Genomic DNA, 14,406 nt, shown 5'->3' on the forward strand with positions numbered 1-14,406 from the left:
AGTCCCAGTATAGTTTATCGGCCGCGCAGGATGCGGCCCAGTTCCTGCAAGCCGTGCGCCATCTCGGCCGGGGGAATCGCCGCAAAGCCCAGCAGCAGCCCGCGTGGCGTGGCACATTCCGGGCCCGCCGCCGGATCCGCATAGTGGCCCAGCGGACGCAATTCGATGCCATGCTCCAGCCCTGCGCGCGCGACGGCTTCCTCATCGTGGCCGGCGCGAAAATACGCGCACAGCTCCAGGCCGCTGTCGGCCGGGCCGCACGCGAGCTGGTCGCCGAGTTCGCGCGCGATGCCGCGCACCAGCAGGTCGCGCCGTTCGGCATTGCTGTCGCGCGTGCGGCGGATATGCCGGCCAAAGTGTCCTTCGGCGATGAAGTCGGCCAGCGCCATCTGCGGCACGATGGCCGTGTGCCGGTCCATCACGGCCTTGGCTTGCACCAGCGCGTCGGCCAGCGCGGGCGGCGCCACCATATAGCCCAGGCGCAGCCCCGGGAACAGCACCTTCGACAAAGTACCCACGTACACCACGCAGCCGGCCCGGTCCAGGCTTTGCAGCGAGGCCAGCGGCGCGCCCGTGTAGCGGTATTCGCTGTCGTAATCGTCTTCCACCAGCCAGGCTTTATTGTGCGCGGCCCAGGCCAATAAGGCCAGGCGGCGGGGCAAGCTCATGCTCACGCCCAGCGGCATCTGGTGCGATGGCGTCACGTACGCCAGCTTCGCCTGCGGACAGTGCGCCACGCCATACGCCACGTCCAGCCCCTGCGCATCGACGGGAACCGGGAAGACGCGCGCGCCGGCCGCGCGCAGCGGGCCGCTGGCGCCCCGGTAGCCGGGCGACTCCATCCAGGCAGAGTCGCCCGGCGCCAGCAGGATGGTCGACAGCAGGAACAGCGCCTGCTGCGAACCGGAAGTGATGACGATCTGCTGCGGCGTGCACTGGACGCCGCGCGAGGCTTTCAAGTACACGCACAGCAGTTCGCGCAGCGGCAGGTAGCCGGCCGGGTCGCTGTAGCCGAAATGGTGGTCGGGCCGGCGCCAGCGCCGCGCTTCCAGGCGGTTCCACACGTCGAACGGGAAGTGGTCGATGCGCGGCATGCCGACACGGAAAGCGCGCAGCGGCCCCCGGTGGAACGCCACCTGGCGCATGGCCGCCACCACGCCCTGCCCGCGCGCCGACAGGGGCCGCAGCAGGCCGGGCGCGTCCGCCCTGGCGGGCGGCGCTGCCAGGGGGACATAGATGCTGACAAAGGTGCCGCGCCCCACGGCGCCGTCGAGATAGCCTTCGGCCGTCAGAAGCGCATATGCATTGAGCACCGTCTGGCGCGACACGGCCAGCAGGCGGCAAAACTCGCGCGTGGGCGGCAACTGCATGCCGGGACTCATGCGGCCATCGAGGATGGCCGCCTTGATGGCCGCATACAGCTGGCGAAACAGCGGCTCGCTGGCGCCGCGCTGCAGCGGCAAGGCGGCGATGATCTGGTGCAGGTGGGAAGCTGGCATGGCGGCGCTCTTAAATTGGTAGCTTAAAGATAGCACTTATTGGCTGTTTTAAATAGCCAAGACTGGCGCTAAGATGGCGCATCCCTTCTACTCTTGCGGAGCACCCATGCATCAGTTTTTCGCCACCGTCGCCTGGCAGCGCGACGGCCAGGATTTCGCCAGCCAGCGCTACAGCCGTGGCCATGCATGGCAGTTCGACGGCGGCCTGACGGTACCCGCCTCGTCGTCGCCCCTGTCCGTGCCGTTGCCCATGTCGGTGGCGGAAAATATCGATCCGGAAGAAGCGCTGGTGGCCGCCACGTCGAGCTGCCACATGCTGTTCTTCCTGTCGCTGGCAGCGCAGCGCGGCTACGTCGTCGACGACTACCGAGACGATGCCGTCGGCGAACTGGGCAAGAATGCACAAGGCCGCCTGGCCATGACGCGCATCGTGCTGCGTCCTCACATCGCCTTCGCGGGAACGCCACCCTTGCCCGACGCGCTGGCGGCCCTGCACCACGACGCGCACGAGCGCTGCTACATCGCCAATTCGCTGACGGCCGACGTGGTCGTGGAAGGAGCGCACTAGATGTACACGCCCGCCAGCTTTCGCGAAGAGCGCCTCGACGTGCTGCATGGCCTGATCGCCGCGCATCCGCTGGGCGCGCTGGTGCGCCATGACGACTATGGCTTGTGCGCCGACCATCTGCCGTTCGAGATCGCCGCACCCACGCCCGAGGCCCCGTTCGGCATCCTGCGCGCCCACGTGGCGCGCGCCAATCCGCTGTGGCGCGCGGCCGGCGGGAACGATGAATGCATGGTGATTTTCCAGGGGCCGCACGCCTACATCACGCCCGCCTGGTATGCGGAAAAGCAGCGCAGCGGCAAGGAAGTCCCTACCTTCAATTACGCCGTGGTGCATGCCCACGGCCCCTTGCGCGCCATCGACGATGCGGCGTGGCTGCTGGGATTGGTGGAGCGGCTGACGGCGCGCCATGAAGCGGGGCTAGCCACGCCGTGGCGGGTGGCCGATGCACCGGCCGGCTATATCGAGAAACTCTTGAAAGCCATCGTCGGCATCGAAATCCCCCTCACGCGCATCACGGGAAAGTGGAAGCTAGGGCAGAACCGCAGCATGCAGGACCAGGCCAGCATGGCGCATGGCCTGGCGCTGGACAACCAGCCCGGTGCGGCGCAGGCCCTGGGCGCGCTGATCGCCACCAACGTCACGCCAGCCAGTTGACGGCCGCTGAAAACGTCAAAAACGACAGCGCCGTCGAGAGCAGAATGATGCGGGCGATGCGCGCTGTCGCAGTGCTCACGATGATGCGCAAGGCGCGCGGCGTGGCCCGGACCAACGAGTCCACCCTCACGCCAGCCAGCTGACGGCCGCCGAAAACGTCAGGAACGACAGCGCCGTCGAGACCAGAATGATGCGGGCGATGCGCGCCGCGCAGTGCTCACGATGATGCGCAAGGCGCGCGGCGTGGCCCGGACCAACGAGTCCACCCTCACGCCAGCCAGCTGACGGCCGCTGAAAACGTCAAAAACGACAGCGCCGTCGAGACCAGAATGATGCGGGCGATGCGCGCCGTGTTCGCGCCGAAGCGTTCCGACAGCAGCGAGACGTTGCTGGCGCTGGGCAGGCAAGCCACCAGCACCATGCAGGTCAGCGCGAACGGATCGAGCGGCGCGCCCAGCGCGATGGCCGCGTGGCCGATGCCCCACACCAGCAGCGGATGCAGCAGCAGTTTTTTCAGCGCCACGGGCACATATTCTCCCAGCGGCGCGGGGTCGCTCGTGCTCATTTGCGAACGGGCCAGCACGGCGCCGATGGTAAACAAGGCGACAGGCGAGGCGGCGTCGGCCAGCAGGCCCACCGTCTGCATCAACGGCTTGGGCAAGGCCAGTTCCAGCCACGACGACAAGGCACCGAGCACGATCGCCCACGGCATCGGATTGCCGGCCATGCCTTTCATGGCATTGACGACGGCGGCGCGGCTGCCGTGCGCGCCGCCGCTGCCGATGCGCGACAGGGCGATGCACAGCGAGCTGGTAATCAACATGTCGACGACGATGGTGACGATGACGGGACCAGACGAACGGGGGCCGAGCAAGGTCAATAGCAGGGGCACGCCCATGAAGCCCGTATTCGGGAAGGCAGCCACCAACGCACCGAAGGCGGCGTTGTTCCAGTCGATGCGGTGGCTGAGGGTCATGGCCATGGTGACGCCCACCATGATCAGCGCGCACAGCAGGTAGACGCCGAACACGCTGGCGTCGAGCAGCTGCGCGATGGGCGTGGCGGCGCCGAAGCGGTACAGCATGCAGGGTAGCGCGAAGTACAGGACAAAACTGTTCAAGCCGCCGATGGCGGCCAGCGGCAGCAGCTTGCGCCGCACGGCCAGGTAGCCGCACAGCACCAGGGCGAAGAAGGGAAAGGTGATGGCGAGGATGGTCAGCATGGAGCGCCATTGTAGCGCGCACCGTGCAACCGGCCGCCTGGCGCAAAAAAAGGCCGCTCGCGCGGCCCAAGGAGGTTTCGGGGATAACGCCGCTGGCCGGCTAGGGCTTGAGCTGGGCGCGGATCTCGCCTGCCGGATAGGCGGCGCTGTGCACGTTCACGTACAGGTTGCCGGCCTGGTAGCTCGCATACTGGGGCGGCGTGAGCATGGCGCCGGCCGGCACGGCAAACATGCCTTCGGCGGTTTTCACCAGCGGCACGATGACGGGACCATTGGCGCCGGCGGGCGCTTCATGGATATGCGCGACGGTCGCCGCCATGCCCGTGTAGCGCACGCCGCCGCTGACGCTGCGGTCGCGGGCGACGCGGAGATTGCTGCTGCCGCTGGCCGTGCTGGTATTGGCAGGCACTTCCTGCGCCCCCGTCAAGGTGACGTCATGGCCGCCCGGCTGATGCGGGCCATGGGAACAGGCGCCCAGCAGGACGGCCAGCGCCAGCACGCTGGCGGCGCGGCAAGCGTGTTGTTGCAGTGTGCTCATCGCAGTACTCCTTTCACGGACATCGGCTCACGGCTGGCGCCCTGCCCCGCCCACACAGCCGGGCCGGGCTTGCGCCGCACTTGAGTTGCATAGTGCGACAGTAACGCCATGCCGCCGTGTCCGCTTTGCTGTACGCCAAACTTGCTGCTCGCGTGCCAGCGCGTCCTCAGGCAAGGTGGCCTTCCGCCACCCAGCCGCGGTTGGCGGCCGGCGCCTTCGGCTTGGGTGCGATGCCGCTGCTTTTTTCCGCGTCGAGGATGATGCTGCGCATGCTGTCGCTGGCGGCAGGTCCGGGCGCGAATGCGTAGTACTCGTCATTGATGGGCAAGCCTGTCGTGGCGTCGACCAGTACCGGATCGGCTGCCAGGCCCGTGTCGCGGCTGGCGATGACGAGGCTGGCGCCTTCCGGCGCGAAGTTTTCATTACCCCAGGCAATAAACGCCAGCAAGACGGGCTTGAAGGCGCGCCCGGACTTGGTCAGCACATAGTCGTAGCGGGGCGGCTTGGCGCAATACAGGCGGCGCGTCATCAAGCCCCCTTCCACCAGGTCGGCCAGGCGGCGCGTCAGGATGGTGGGCGCGATCTTGAGGCTTTTTTCAAATTCGTCGAAGCGCGTCTTGCCATAAAACGCTTCGCGCAGGATGAGGATGCTCCACCATTCACCCACCTTGCCCAGGCTGCGAGCAATCGGGCAAGGCAAATTATTAAAGTTGGTATGTTTCATGGCCATCTCCTCACGTTGATTCAACACAACAATCGAAAAAGTATTTCAGTTGCAATACGGAAACTTAGTTACTATCATCTTGAAAGCTACGCTCACCCCATGATGGCGGCCTGAAAATACGCACAAACTCACACTTTTCTTGTTCCAGTACAATCATGGCTCGTTCTGTCCCCCTCAACCCGGTACGAAAAACGGTGTCAGCCTTGCCATGCGGCGTCGCTGACCACGCCCGTTTTTCGCCAGATGCATCCAAGATGACTCCTTTGAAGCTTGCCGTACTGCCAGCCCTGTTTGCCCTTGCCGTTTGCCAGACCACCACCGCCGGTACCGTCTCTTCCGCATCGTTCCAGGCCACCTTCGTCGTCCACGATGCGTGCACCATCGTCTCGCAGCGCGGCGGCGCCCAGGTACGCTGCCAGCACAACACGCCCTATCTGCTGCTCCAGCAGGCAACGCCATCGGGCAACGGCCTCGTCACCGTCACGTTCTAAAAATAAATCGTTGCCGTCACCGTGTCCTTGTAGTCGCCGGGGCGCGGCGACACCTGCGCCGGCACGCGGCCGTAAATCGTCAGCGGCACGCTGGCGCCCGTGCCCGTGCCTGTCACCATGCTGGTGCCAGCCGTGCCATCGCCCCATGGCGCACCATCGAGGGTGGCTGACAGCAGGTAACTGACCTTGTCCGTGGTGACGGTGTTCTTCATTTGCCGGTTGGCCACATTGAGCGCCACGCTGCCGCCGTTGAGGGCAATCTGGTAGGCATTGTTGTTCACGCAACGCACGGACAAGGTGCTGGTGCTGCGCAGGTTGCCCGTCAGGATGGAAGCGTTCGCAAACGCCATCGGCGTGGCCGTGATGGTGCAATCGTTGATGGCCGTGGCATTCACCGTGAAACCGAAGCTGCCGCTGCTGGCCGTGCACCCCTGCAGGTTGATGAGGCCATACGTGGTGTAGGTATAGGTGCCCACGCCGGCAAAGCTCGACGTGTAGGCGGTATTGGCGTTGGCGACCGTGGGCACGGCGGCCAGGGCCGTGCCGGCAGGAATCTTCGCGTACACGGTAAAGGTGGTGGAATACGTGCCGGGCGGCGCCAGCAAGCCGGCCGACAGGATCATGCCGAAGGTCGACGGCGCGCCCGCCACGCCAGCGCCGCCCCAGATCTTCGCCGTCGCATACGAATTGTCCACGTACACGTTGTACTCCATGCGATTGCTGCCATTGCCCAGCTTGCGCGGCAGGGCCGACGTGGAATTCGTGCCCAGCCCCAGCGAGATGCACACCTGCGCGTTGGGCGTGAGCAACTGCCCCAGGTTCAGCGACGAAAACAGGCAGCTGAAGGTGCCCGTTGCCTGCGCCACGTAATCGGTGCCGGAAATCGGGCTGACGGAGCCGAAATCGATATTCGTCATGCTGACCGTGCAGGTGTCTGCCGCCTGCGCCACGCTGCCCCAGGCGCAGCCCAGCAGCAGAGTCAGCGATAACAGCAGGCGGCGCATCAGCGGCCTGCCCCGGCGCCGGCAGCAGCGCTAACGCAGTGCAGCGGCCCGATCACGGGCAAGCCGCCCGCCGCCGGACGCGCATAGGCAAAACGCACCGTGCAGGCGCTGTCGCCCTCGCCAACTTGCAACTGATTCTGCTCAAGCAGATCATCGACGAAAACGATGCCGTCAAATCCCACCACCGTCTGCTTGCCGCTTTGCACGTGCAACACGGGCAAGCCCGTGGCCAGCGGCCTGCCCTGCGTATCCTGGACGATGACGGTGGCCGCGCTGTAGCGCTCGATGGGAAAGGCCGCCAACACGCCCGCCAGGTGTTGCGGCACGACATTGATATTGCTCACGGGTACCCGCGCGTCAACATCGAGTTCATCCGTGGCGATGCTGATCTGGTTATTGCCATAAGGATTCAAATTCGGCACCAGCAGATAGCCGCTCCTGCCCGTCACGCCGATTTGGCGGTTTTCATGCAGCACCGGAATATTGCCCACGCCACCCGTGGAGACCAGCGCAAAACCGTTGCCCACCTGGCGCGCCGTCTCGATATGGCCATCCATCAGCACCAGCGCGCCAGCCGCGCCCAGCGAGGAGGCATTGCCCATGCTGCTGCTTTGCGTGCGCGCGCTCACGCGGCCGTCATTGCCCAGGTATTCCACCTGCGCCTGGCGATAGGCATTGCTGCCCGCCGTACCGGCCTGCAAGTTCCAACCGAAGCCGCCGCCAAAGTCCGCCGCGCGCTGTGCGCTGATGCTGCGGCCGCTCTCGCCGTTCTGCCGGCTGGTGTTTACGCTGATGGCCAGATTGTTGTCGAAGGCCATGCTCAGGCCAAAGTAGAAGCCCCGTTTCTCGCGTTGCCGCAAGTCCTGGAACAGGCTGGCGTTGAAGAACAGGCCGTGAAACAGGGTGGCCGAATAGCCCAAGGTGGCCAGCTTCGATGGCGGCGCGCCAGGCGTGCGGTAGCTGATGTAGCTGCTGCTGATGCTGCTTCCTGCCGGCAATGGCAGGCTGACGGTGAGCCGGTCCGCCGCGTGCACCACGGGGCTGCCGTCGCGCGAGGCCAGGTCGCCAAACCCGGCGCTGGCGCGCACGCTTTGCGCATCCACGCTGAAGCGCGGCCCCATGTACTGGTAGCCGGCGCCCAGCTGCACGCCACGGCTGCGGCCGGCGCTGGCCGACAGCGAACCGTTGAGCACGCCCGCCTGGCCCAGCCGCACCAGTGCGCCCGCCCCCGCCTGATACAGGCCGGCGGCCAATTCCGCATGGCCTTCAATCGTCAAATTGTCGCTGACGCCGTGGCGGCCGGAAGCGCTGGCGACCAGTTGCCGTTCATAGCCGAACAGGCGGCGGCCATAGTCGCGCCGCACGGCGCCCGCCTCGACCGAGTAATCGCTCAAGCCGCCGGCCAGCATGCGCGTATCGACATACAGGGGCAGCACGGTCGTCACGCTGCGCCCCAGCGCATCGCGCGTGATGATGGTGGCTTGCCCGGCGCCATTGATGCCGGCCACCTGGTTCAGCACAAATGGACCGCTGGGCACGCTGGCAGCATATTGCTGCACGCCGTTGACATACAGGCTCAGCGACGAAGGCACGAGCGCCGTGCCATCGACGGAGGCGACAGGAAAGGTCAGCAGGTCAGGGCGCAGCTGGAAATTCTTGCGCCACTGCACGCCGCCGACGCGCACGGCGCGGCTCCAGCTGAGCGACGAGGAAATCAGGTCGCCCACCTGCCACGTTTGCAAGGTCTCGGGGTCCGCGTGGCTCCAGAAGGTGTCAAAGCGCATGTATTTGCGCTGGTCCGACCCCAGGTTCAAGGTGCCGGTATTGCTGAAGACGCCGCTGTCATTGAAATAACGCAAATCGTTGAAGATGGCGGCGCGCCGCGTCTGGCCCAGCTCCGCATACGCTTCGTAATTGAGCACGGCGCCGGGCGTGACGCGCGATGACGGCGTCTGCGCCGTCGTGCGCGCGCTGATGCGGTAAGGCGAGCGCAAGTCGTCCGCCACCTGCAGCGACACGCTCTGGCGCGCCGCGTCATAGTCATAGCGAAGCCCGGGAATCGCATCGAGCGCGACCTCGGCCTGACCGGATGCGCCCAGGCGCGCCGGGTCCAGCCCCAGCTGCTGCAGGTTCGCCACACTGCTGCGCAAGCCTTTGCCCACCTGGGTAAAGCGCAAGATCAGCCCGGTTGATTCAGCATTCACAGTGACCTCCAGATACAGTTCATTCGGCGCCGCCGGATCGCTGGGCAAGCTGGCGGGGCCCGGATCGGCGCCCGTCACGGCCGCCGCATCGGCCCTGGCCAGCGGTGCCATGGCCAGCAGCAGCAAGGATGCCAGGACGCATTTCATGGTTTCGCCGCTTGCGCCCAAGGCGCGCAGCAAGCCGGCCCGTCATGGCAGCCATGTTCAAGGTGTCGAATTCTTGGCAATGAGTGCCTTGGCATTCACATTTACCGCAATACTCAACGGCCCATCCAGTTCAGCCTCCCTGGCAACGGGCAGGCGCCATACGCGCATGCGTGCCGCCAGGACATAACCAAACAGCCCCTTGCTGATGACAAACTCCTTGCCCGCCTGATTCGTCAATGTCATCGCACCGATCTGCGCATGGAAATTGCCGCTGTTCTTGACACGCAACATCCACTCGCCCTGTTCGCGGAACACTTGCCAGTCGAGCACTTCCTTGCCCGGCGCACCGGCCGGCAGCACGAACACGGGCACCGAGTAGCGCAGGCGGATATCGACGCCGCTGCGGCCCGCCTCATCTTCGCGGCTGACTTCATCGATGAGCACGCGATACGTCTTTTCCTGCGAGACAGGGCCAGCCTGGGCACGCACCAGGCGGATCGTCTGCCGGCTGTTGGCGGCGATTTCGACGATCGGCGGACTGGCCACCAGTTCCTGCGTCGGCGCCAGCGTTTCCTCGCCATCGCGCTGATCCCAGACGAACACGCGCACCTGCCCGTAGATGGGCTGGTCGCCGAGGTTTTGCAGGCTGATGCCGGCCGCACTCTGTGCGGCGCGCAAATTGAGCGTCACCGGCGAAATCTGCAGGCTGGCGCCGTGCGCGCCCGCAGCGCAGCAAGCCAGCAATGCCAGCACGCCTTTCATCAGGGAAGCAGCACAGGCCTTCACGCAGCGCCTGGCTTAAAAGTAAACGGTAGCCGTGATCGTCGACTTGTAGGTATCGGGGGCCGGTGTCGCTTGCGGCGGAATATTGCCGTACACCGTGATCGGCTGCGATGAGCCATTGCCGGTGCCGCCGACGGTATTCGTGCCCTGGGTATCGCCCCACAAGGTGCTGCCTGCCGTCTGGTACAGATTGAATTGCACCGTCCCCAGGTTGCCGCCCGTGCCGCTCATATAGCGCGTCGTGCCGGTCGAGCCGGTACCCGAGCCGGCCGTCAAGCCCACGTTATACAGCGTGGTATTGGTGCAGGTGACGTTCACGGTCGTATTGACGTTCACGGCAGTAGCCAGTACGCCCTGACTTTGGCCAAAGTCGAGATTGGCCGCCGCGATGGTGCAATTGGCGATGATTTTCAGGGTGACGTCAAAGGTGGTGCTGGCGCTGCCATTCAGATACACGGCTGCGTCGGCGCCACGAGGCAGAAGCGCCGTGGCGGCAATGGCCACGCTGGCAGCAACGATAAGGCGGGGAAAAATAACTCGCAACATGATACCTCCTGATGATGAAACATCATTAATGAGCCCGCCAATATGGAGGGCGTCGAGGATAGTCACGGTATTGCCGGCGTTTTCTTGGGCACGCAAACCAGGACGACAAAATACTTGCGCCGGGAGTCAGGAATCAAGGGACTCCGGCATTATTTGCAGCATTGGCAAAACAGATTTTTTGGCAATCGACATTGCTTAAAATCAATGCATGAGTGAATTATTGGCGATCTGGGAAATCCGCGCTTCTTCTCGCGGAGAAACATCTTTTGAAATACGAGAAAAGCAGAAAAAAAAGAAAAAGCGAGGCATAATAAGCCACAACTTGCTTTTTGGTTAAGTCATCCATGCCATGCCATTGACCAGCGAAACCATCAAAAAAAACATCTTGATCGTGGATGATTCCGCGTTCGAGCAGCGCATGCTGATGGAGCTTCTCAGCGAGCAGCCCTACCGTTTCAGCATTGCCTTCAACGGCTACCAGGGCTACCAGCTGGCATTGGCCACGCATCCCGACCTGATCCTGCTCGATGTGCGCATGCCCGAGATGGATGGCTACACGGCATGCCGTCTGCTCAAGGCCAATCCCGAAACGGAAGAGATTCCCGTGATCTTTCTCAGCGGCGCCGATGCCGCCAAGGAGCGCATCATGGGCTTGCAGGTGGGAGGCGTCGACTACATTTCGAAGCCGTTCACGCCGGAAGAACTGGCCGCGCGCATCCATATCCACCTGGGTTTGATGCGTAAAAGCAACAGTACCTTGCCAGCAACGGCGCCGATCAGCGACAAGCTGCAGCATCCCGACCTGGTGTTCGTCAATGCGGTCAAACAGCTGATCCTCGACAACCTGGGCAGCCTGCCGAACCTGTCCGAAATCGCCCGCAGCGTGGGCACCTACCGCGAAAAGCTGACCCTGATGTTCCGCGAGCAAACGGGCATGACGGTCTTCGCCTTCATCCGCGAAGCGCGCATTGCCCGCGGCGTGGAATTGCTGCAGCAGACGGACATCGACGTGCAGGATATCGCCCTGCTGATCGGCTTTCACAACGCGGGCAACTTCGCCACCGCCTTTCGCGAACGCATGGGCGTTCCCCCCAGCGCCTACCGCCAGCGCCTGCAGGAGCAGACGGGGCAGCGGCAGGCGGCGAGTGGTTAGAACTTGTAGTTCAGCTTGAGCGCCGCAACGCGTCCACGCGGATCGGCCTGGGTAAAGTCAAAGCCGGTGGAAGCATAGTCCCAGGGCGCGCGCTTGTTGGCCAGGTTTTGCACGATGAAGGTGACGTTTGCTGCCGGCGTGACTTGCCAGCTGCTGGTCACGTCAAACGTGCTGAAGGCAGCCACCGATTCATCGAGGTGCTGCTGCTGCGCATAGCTGCCCACGTAGTTCCATGTGAGCGTGGACGACCACTTGCCCTGCTCCCAGGTGGCCGAGCTGACGCCGCGCCATTTCGGGATGGAGCCGAAGTAGTTGGTGCCGGCGCCATCGGTCAGCGGTGCGCCATCGGACAGCGGTTCGGCAAAGCGCAGCACGCGGCTCAGCTGGCCGGCCAGGGTCAGCTTGCCCCAGTCCTTGTCGACGAAGCGCTGGCGCAGGTCCAGGTCGATGCCCGACACTTCGCGCTGGCCCTGGTTGCGGAACTGGCGGTACAGGGTCGTGATGCGCCCATCGGCGCCGCGCGTGATCTGTTGCGGCGCCGTGCTTTCATTCTCGAGGATGGTGGTGGCGCTGGCCGTGCCGATCACGCCATCCTGCTTGATACGGTAGTAATCGAGGCCGATGCTCGAACTGCTGGTGGGCGACACCACCACGCCCAGGTTCAGGTTTTTCGACCGCTCGGGGCGCAGGTTCGGATTGGCGATGGTCATGACCGTCACGCCGCGCGACTGCGTCGGCGTCAGGGGATCGCGGGCATCGATCACGCCGGTATAGCTGACGGCCGTGCTGTCGGTGATTTCCGGCAGCGATGGCGCGCGGAAGGCGCGTGAAACGGTGCCACGCAGCAACAACCATGGCGCCGCCTGGTAGCGCGCGCTGGCCTTGGGCGAAAACGCATTGCCGAAGTCGCTGTAATGGTCGGCGCGTCCCGCCACGTTGACGGACAGGTCTTTTACGACGGGCACATTGAATTCGGCAAACAGGGCCGACACATTGCGCGAGCCGTTGATGATATTGAGTGCGGGGCGCAGCTCCGTGCCCGACAGCACGGCCGTCGAAGTTTGCGAATCCATCTTTTCGCGGCGCCACTGGGCGCCGGCGGCAAATCCCAGCGGGCCAGCCGGCAGGTCCCAGATATCCTTGGCCGCCGAGAAGTCGAGCGTGTCGAGCGTCGATTCGGCCGGGCGCAGGGTCGACAGGCGCAGGCGGTTGCGCACGGCTTCGCTGTTTTGCGACTGGTCAAAGAAATTGTAGCTGCCGTCGGCCAGCACTTTCTGGAATTCGTAGCGGTTGACGAAGTTCTGCACCGTTTCCTCCAGCTTGCTGCTGGAATGGGCCACGGCCGTATCCCAGTCCCAGCCCGCCCAGGTACCCTTGGCGCCGGCCAGCGCGCGGTAGAAGGTGACGCGGTCCTGCTTCAGGCGCGGTCCCAGGTCGAACAGCGTGGCGGTAAATGGCAAGGGCGTCGTGCCCGGATTGTTCGGATGGCCCACGGGTAGCACCACGGGAATGGTATCGAGCAGCTTGGTGCTGTTGTTCCACACGCGCGTGGCGTTGTTCACCGTCAGCGGCGCGCTAAAGGTCTGGTCGGCGCGCGAATAACTGTGCAGCAAGTCGACATAGGCTTCCGTGTCCGCGTTCAGCTTGAGGGTGCCGCGCAGCGACGAGTGGATGCGCTGGATGCCCGGGATCAGCGTTTTATACGGCGCCGGATTGTAGGCCAGCACCTGGCCGCTGCCAGTGGGATTGATGTCCTTGTACGGCACCAGCTGCAGCGGGCCGCGCACGCCGCCCAGGGACTTCGTGGGATCGTTGCCGGCGTAATTCGTGGCGGTCCAGCCCAGGCTGCCGCGCTGCTGCTGCCGGTAATCGGCATCGCGCAGCCATGCCACGTCGCTTTGCTGCAGCTTGTCGCGCTGCTGGGCATCGACCGAGAAGACCACGCTATAGCCATCTTCCTCGAGCTTGCCGAAACCCGTTTGCAGCGCCGCGCTCTTTTCGTGCTGGCCCGTGCCTTGCGTCGAGCCGCCCCATTGCGCCGTGATATCCGTGCCCGTGAATTCCTTGTACAGGATGATGTTGACCACGCCGGCCACGGCGTCGGAGCCATACACGGACGAGGCGCCATCCTTGAGCACCTCGATGCGCTGCACGGCCGCCATCGGCAGGCTGTTCAGGTCAACGAAGGTCTGCTGCAAATCCTGCGCCGTGGCATAGCTGGCCACGCGGCGGCCATTCACCAGGATCAGGGTATTTTGCTGGCCGATGCCGCGCAGCGACAGGCCCGAGGTGCCGGCCGAGAAACTGCCCGTATATTGTTCGTTGTAGCTGTTGCCGCTATTGGCGGAGATGGCGCGCAGCACGTCCGACACGCTGGTCTTGCCGCCGGCTTTCAATTCCTTGGCCGTGATGACCTGCACGGCGCTGGCGCCCTCCTTTTCGCTGACGCGGATATTCGATCCGGTGACGTTAACACGCAGCATGTCGTCCTCGGCATGGGCGAAGGCAGGAAAGGCGGTGGCGATGGCAAGACTGATGGCGAGTGGTTTGAACATGGTTTCCTCTTATTGGGATTGCAGCCTTTTTCCGATAAAAAAGGCCGAGCAGGGGCACGCGGACCGGGTGGGCCAGCGGGCAAACGACAACGAAATGGATGGAATGACTTAAGGGATGCGTGGACGGGCACGCACCGGCATCCACTGCGCCATGCATTGCATGGTCAGCTGGTGCGGGGCGGCGGAAAAACAGGCAGAAATGGCAAAACGCAACATAAAAAACACCGGTAAGCGGGGAAAGGCCACTATATCCCGGTGTCTTTAGCGCGTGAACGAATTAAAAATTGATTGTATATATGATTTGAATCTAAGGACTTG

General features: G+C 64.2%; 14 protein-coding genes. 4 read left to right on the forward strand and 10 right to left on the reverse strand.

Going from position 1 to position 14,406, the window contains the following annotated elements; translation table 11 throughout:
* Positions 1-14: 14 nt before the first annotated feature.
* Positions 15-1,499 (reverse strand): MocR-like pyridoxine biosynthesis transcription factor PdxR, encoded by a 1,485-nt coding sequence (locus BLT98_RS14570; RefSeq protein ID WP_092608981.1) that lies wholly within the window; start codon positions 1,497-1,499, stop codon positions 15-17.
* Positions 1,500-1,605: 106 nt separating this feature from the next.
* Between BLT98_RS14570 and BLT98_RS14575 the strand changes: the two genes are divergently transcribed.
* Both BLT98_RS14575 and BLT98_RS14580 read left to right on the forward strand, forming a co-directional pair.
* On the forward strand, positions 1,606-2,067 hold the full coding sequence (locus BLT98_RS14575; RefSeq protein WP_092608984.1) for an OsmC family protein: 462 nt from the start codon (positions 1,606-1,608) through the stop codon (positions 2,065-2,067).
* A complete protein-coding gene (locus BLT98_RS14580) occupies positions 2,068-2,721 on the forward strand; it encodes an FMN-binding negative transcriptional regulator (RefSeq protein ID WP_092608987.1) in 654 nt (217 codons plus the stop codon). It begins immediately after the preceding gene.
* Here BLT98_RS14580 and BLT98_RS29210 read toward each other — a convergent pair.
* From BLT98_RS29210 to BLT98_RS14595, 4 genes are all read right to left on the reverse strand, one after another.
* The gene (locus BLT98_RS29210; protein ID WP_170846390.1) at positions 2,705-2,845 is read right to left on the reverse strand and encodes a hypothetical protein; all 141 of its coding nucleotides are present in this window, start codon (positions 2,843-2,845) and stop codon (positions 2,705-2,707) included. The two genes, BLT98_RS14580 and BLT98_RS29210, sit on opposite strands and share 17 nt — an antisense overlap.
* A 144-nt stretch (positions 2,846-2,989) precedes the next feature.
* A complete protein-coding gene (locus tag BLT98_RS14585) occupies positions 2,990-3,943 on the reverse strand; it encodes an AEC family transporter (protein WP_034778494.1) in 954 nt (317 codons plus the stop codon).
* A gap of 100 nt (positions 3,944-4,043) precedes the next feature.
* A complete protein-coding gene (locus BLT98_RS14590) occupies positions 4,044-4,481 on the reverse strand; it encodes a CHRD domain-containing protein (protein WP_092608989.1) in 438 nt (145 codons plus the stop codon).
* A 166-nt stretch (positions 4,482-4,647) separates the two neighbouring features.
* Positions 4,648-5,205: a winged helix-turn-helix transcriptional regulator gene (locus BLT98_RS14595; protein ID WP_034753667.1), complete on the reverse strand. Its 558-nt coding sequence runs from the start codon at positions 5,203-5,205 to the stop codon at positions 4,648-4,650.
* Positions 5,206-5,459: 254 nt separating this feature from the next.
* On the opposite strand from BLT98_RS14595, the gene BLT98_RS14600 reads away from it, so the two are divergent.
* Positions 5,460-5,696 carry a hypothetical protein gene (locus BLT98_RS14600; protein ID WP_034778491.1) on the forward strand — a complete coding sequence of 79 codons (237 nt, stop codon included), beginning with the start codon at positions 5,460-5,462 and terminating at the stop codon, positions 5,694-5,696.
* Here BLT98_RS14600 and BLT98_RS14605 read toward each other — a convergent pair.
* Genes BLT98_RS14605 through BLT98_RS14620 form a run of 4 tightly spaced genes read right to left on the reverse strand, consistent with a single transcriptional unit; the run spans position 5,693 to position 10,380 of the window.
* Complete coding sequence (locus BLT98_RS14605) at positions 5,693-6,700, reverse strand: Csu type fimbrial protein (RefSeq protein ID WP_034778489.1); 1,008 nt, start codon at positions 6,698-6,700, stop codon at positions 5,693-5,695. The genes BLT98_RS14600 and BLT98_RS14605 overlap by 4 nt on opposite strands.
* Positions 6,700-9,051 (reverse strand): fimbria/pilus outer membrane usher protein, encoded by a 2,352-nt coding sequence (locus BLT98_RS14610; RefSeq protein WP_139179266.1) that lies wholly within the window; start codon positions 9,049-9,051, stop codon positions 6,700-6,702. The genes BLT98_RS14605 and BLT98_RS14610 overlap by 1 nt, the downstream gene beginning before the upstream one ends.
* 57 nt (positions 9,052-9,108) lie before the next feature.
* Positions 9,109-9,837, reverse strand: coding sequence for a fimbrial biogenesis chaperone (locus BLT98_RS14615; RefSeq protein WP_244517499.1), 729 nt, complete (start codon positions 9,835-9,837; stop codon positions 9,109-9,111).
* A gap of 12 nt (positions 9,838-9,849) precedes the next feature.
* The gene (locus BLT98_RS14620) at positions 9,850-10,380 is read right to left on the reverse strand and encodes a Csu type fimbrial protein (RefSeq protein WP_034778485.1); all 531 of its coding nucleotides are present in this window, start codon (positions 10,378-10,380) and stop codon (positions 9,850-9,852) included.
* A gap of 349 nt (positions 10,381-10,729) precedes the next feature.
* Here BLT98_RS14620 and BLT98_RS14625 point away from each other — a divergent pair, with 349 nt between their 5' ends.
* Positions 10,730-11,533 (forward strand): response regulator transcription factor, encoded by an 804-nt coding sequence (locus BLT98_RS14625; protein WP_092608998.1) that lies wholly within the window; start codon positions 10,730-10,732, stop codon positions 11,531-11,533.
* Here BLT98_RS14625 and BLT98_RS14630 read toward each other — a convergent pair.
* On the reverse strand, positions 11,530-14,088 hold the full coding sequence (locus BLT98_RS14630) for a TonB-dependent receptor (RefSeq protein WP_170846391.1): 2,559 nt from the start codon (positions 14,086-14,088) through the stop codon (positions 11,530-11,532). The genes BLT98_RS14625 and BLT98_RS14630 overlap by 4 nt on opposite strands.
* Between the last annotated feature and the right edge of the window lie 318 nt (positions 14,089-14,406).

It is taken from the genome of Janthinobacterium sp. YR213 (assembly GCF_900099875.1).
GTDB classification, from domain to species: domain Bacteria; phylum Pseudomonadota; class Gammaproteobacteria; order Burkholderiales; family Burkholderiaceae_D; genus Janthinobacterium; species Janthinobacterium lividum.

What these genes read in the sequence shown, in the direction of transcription:
- BLT98_RS14580 (WP_092608987.1), top strand. Translation starts at nt 2,068, where the DNA reads ATGTACACGCCCGCCAGCTTTCGCGAAGAGCGCCTCGACGTGCTGCAT.
- BLT98_RS14625 (WP_092608998.1), top strand. Translation starts at nt 10,730, where the DNA reads ATGCCATTGACCAGCGAAACCATCAAAAAAAACATCTTGATCGTGGAT.
- BLT98_RS14570 (WP_092608981.1), bottom strand. Translation starts at nt 1,499, where the DNA reads ATGCCAGCTTCCCACCTGCACCAGATCATCGCCGCCTTGCCGCTGCAG.
- BLT98_RS14630 (WP_170846391.1), bottom strand. Translation starts at nt 14,088, where the DNA reads ATGTTCAAACCACTCGCCATCAGTCTTGCCATCGCCACCGCCTTTCCT.
- BLT98_RS14585 (WP_034778494.1), bottom strand. Translation starts at nt 3,943, where the DNA reads ATGCTGACCATCCTCGCCATCACCTTTCCCTTCTTCGCCCTGGTGCTG.
- BLT98_RS14620 (WP_034778485.1), bottom strand. Translation starts at nt 10,380, where the DNA reads ATGTTGCGAGTTATTTTTCCCCGCCTTATCGTTGCTGCCAGCGTGGCC.
- BLT98_RS14595 (WP_034753667.1), bottom strand. Translation starts at nt 5,205, where the DNA reads ATGAAACATACCAACTTTAATAATTTGCCTTGCCCGATTGCTCGCAGC.
- BLT98_RS14575 (WP_092608984.1), top strand. Translation starts at nt 1,606, where the DNA reads ATGCATCAGTTTTTCGCCACCGTCGCCTGGCAGCGCGACGGCCAGGAT.
- BLT98_RS14600 (WP_034778491.1), top strand. Translation starts at nt 5,460, where the DNA reads ATGACTCCTTTGAAGCTTGCCGTACTGCCAGCCCTGTTTGCCCTTGCC.
- BLT98_RS14590 (WP_092608989.1), bottom strand. Translation starts at nt 4,481, where the DNA reads ATGAGCACACTGCAACAACACGCTTGCCGCGCCGCCAGCGTGCTGGCG.
- BLT98_RS14610 (WP_139179266.1), bottom strand. Translation starts at nt 9,051, where the DNA reads ATGAAATGCGTCCTGGCATCCTTGCTGCTGCTGGCCATGGCACCGCTG.
- BLT98_RS14605 (WP_034778489.1), bottom strand. Translation starts at nt 6,700, where the DNA reads ATGCGCCGCCTGCTGTTATCGCTGACTCTGCTGCTGGGCTGCGCCTGG.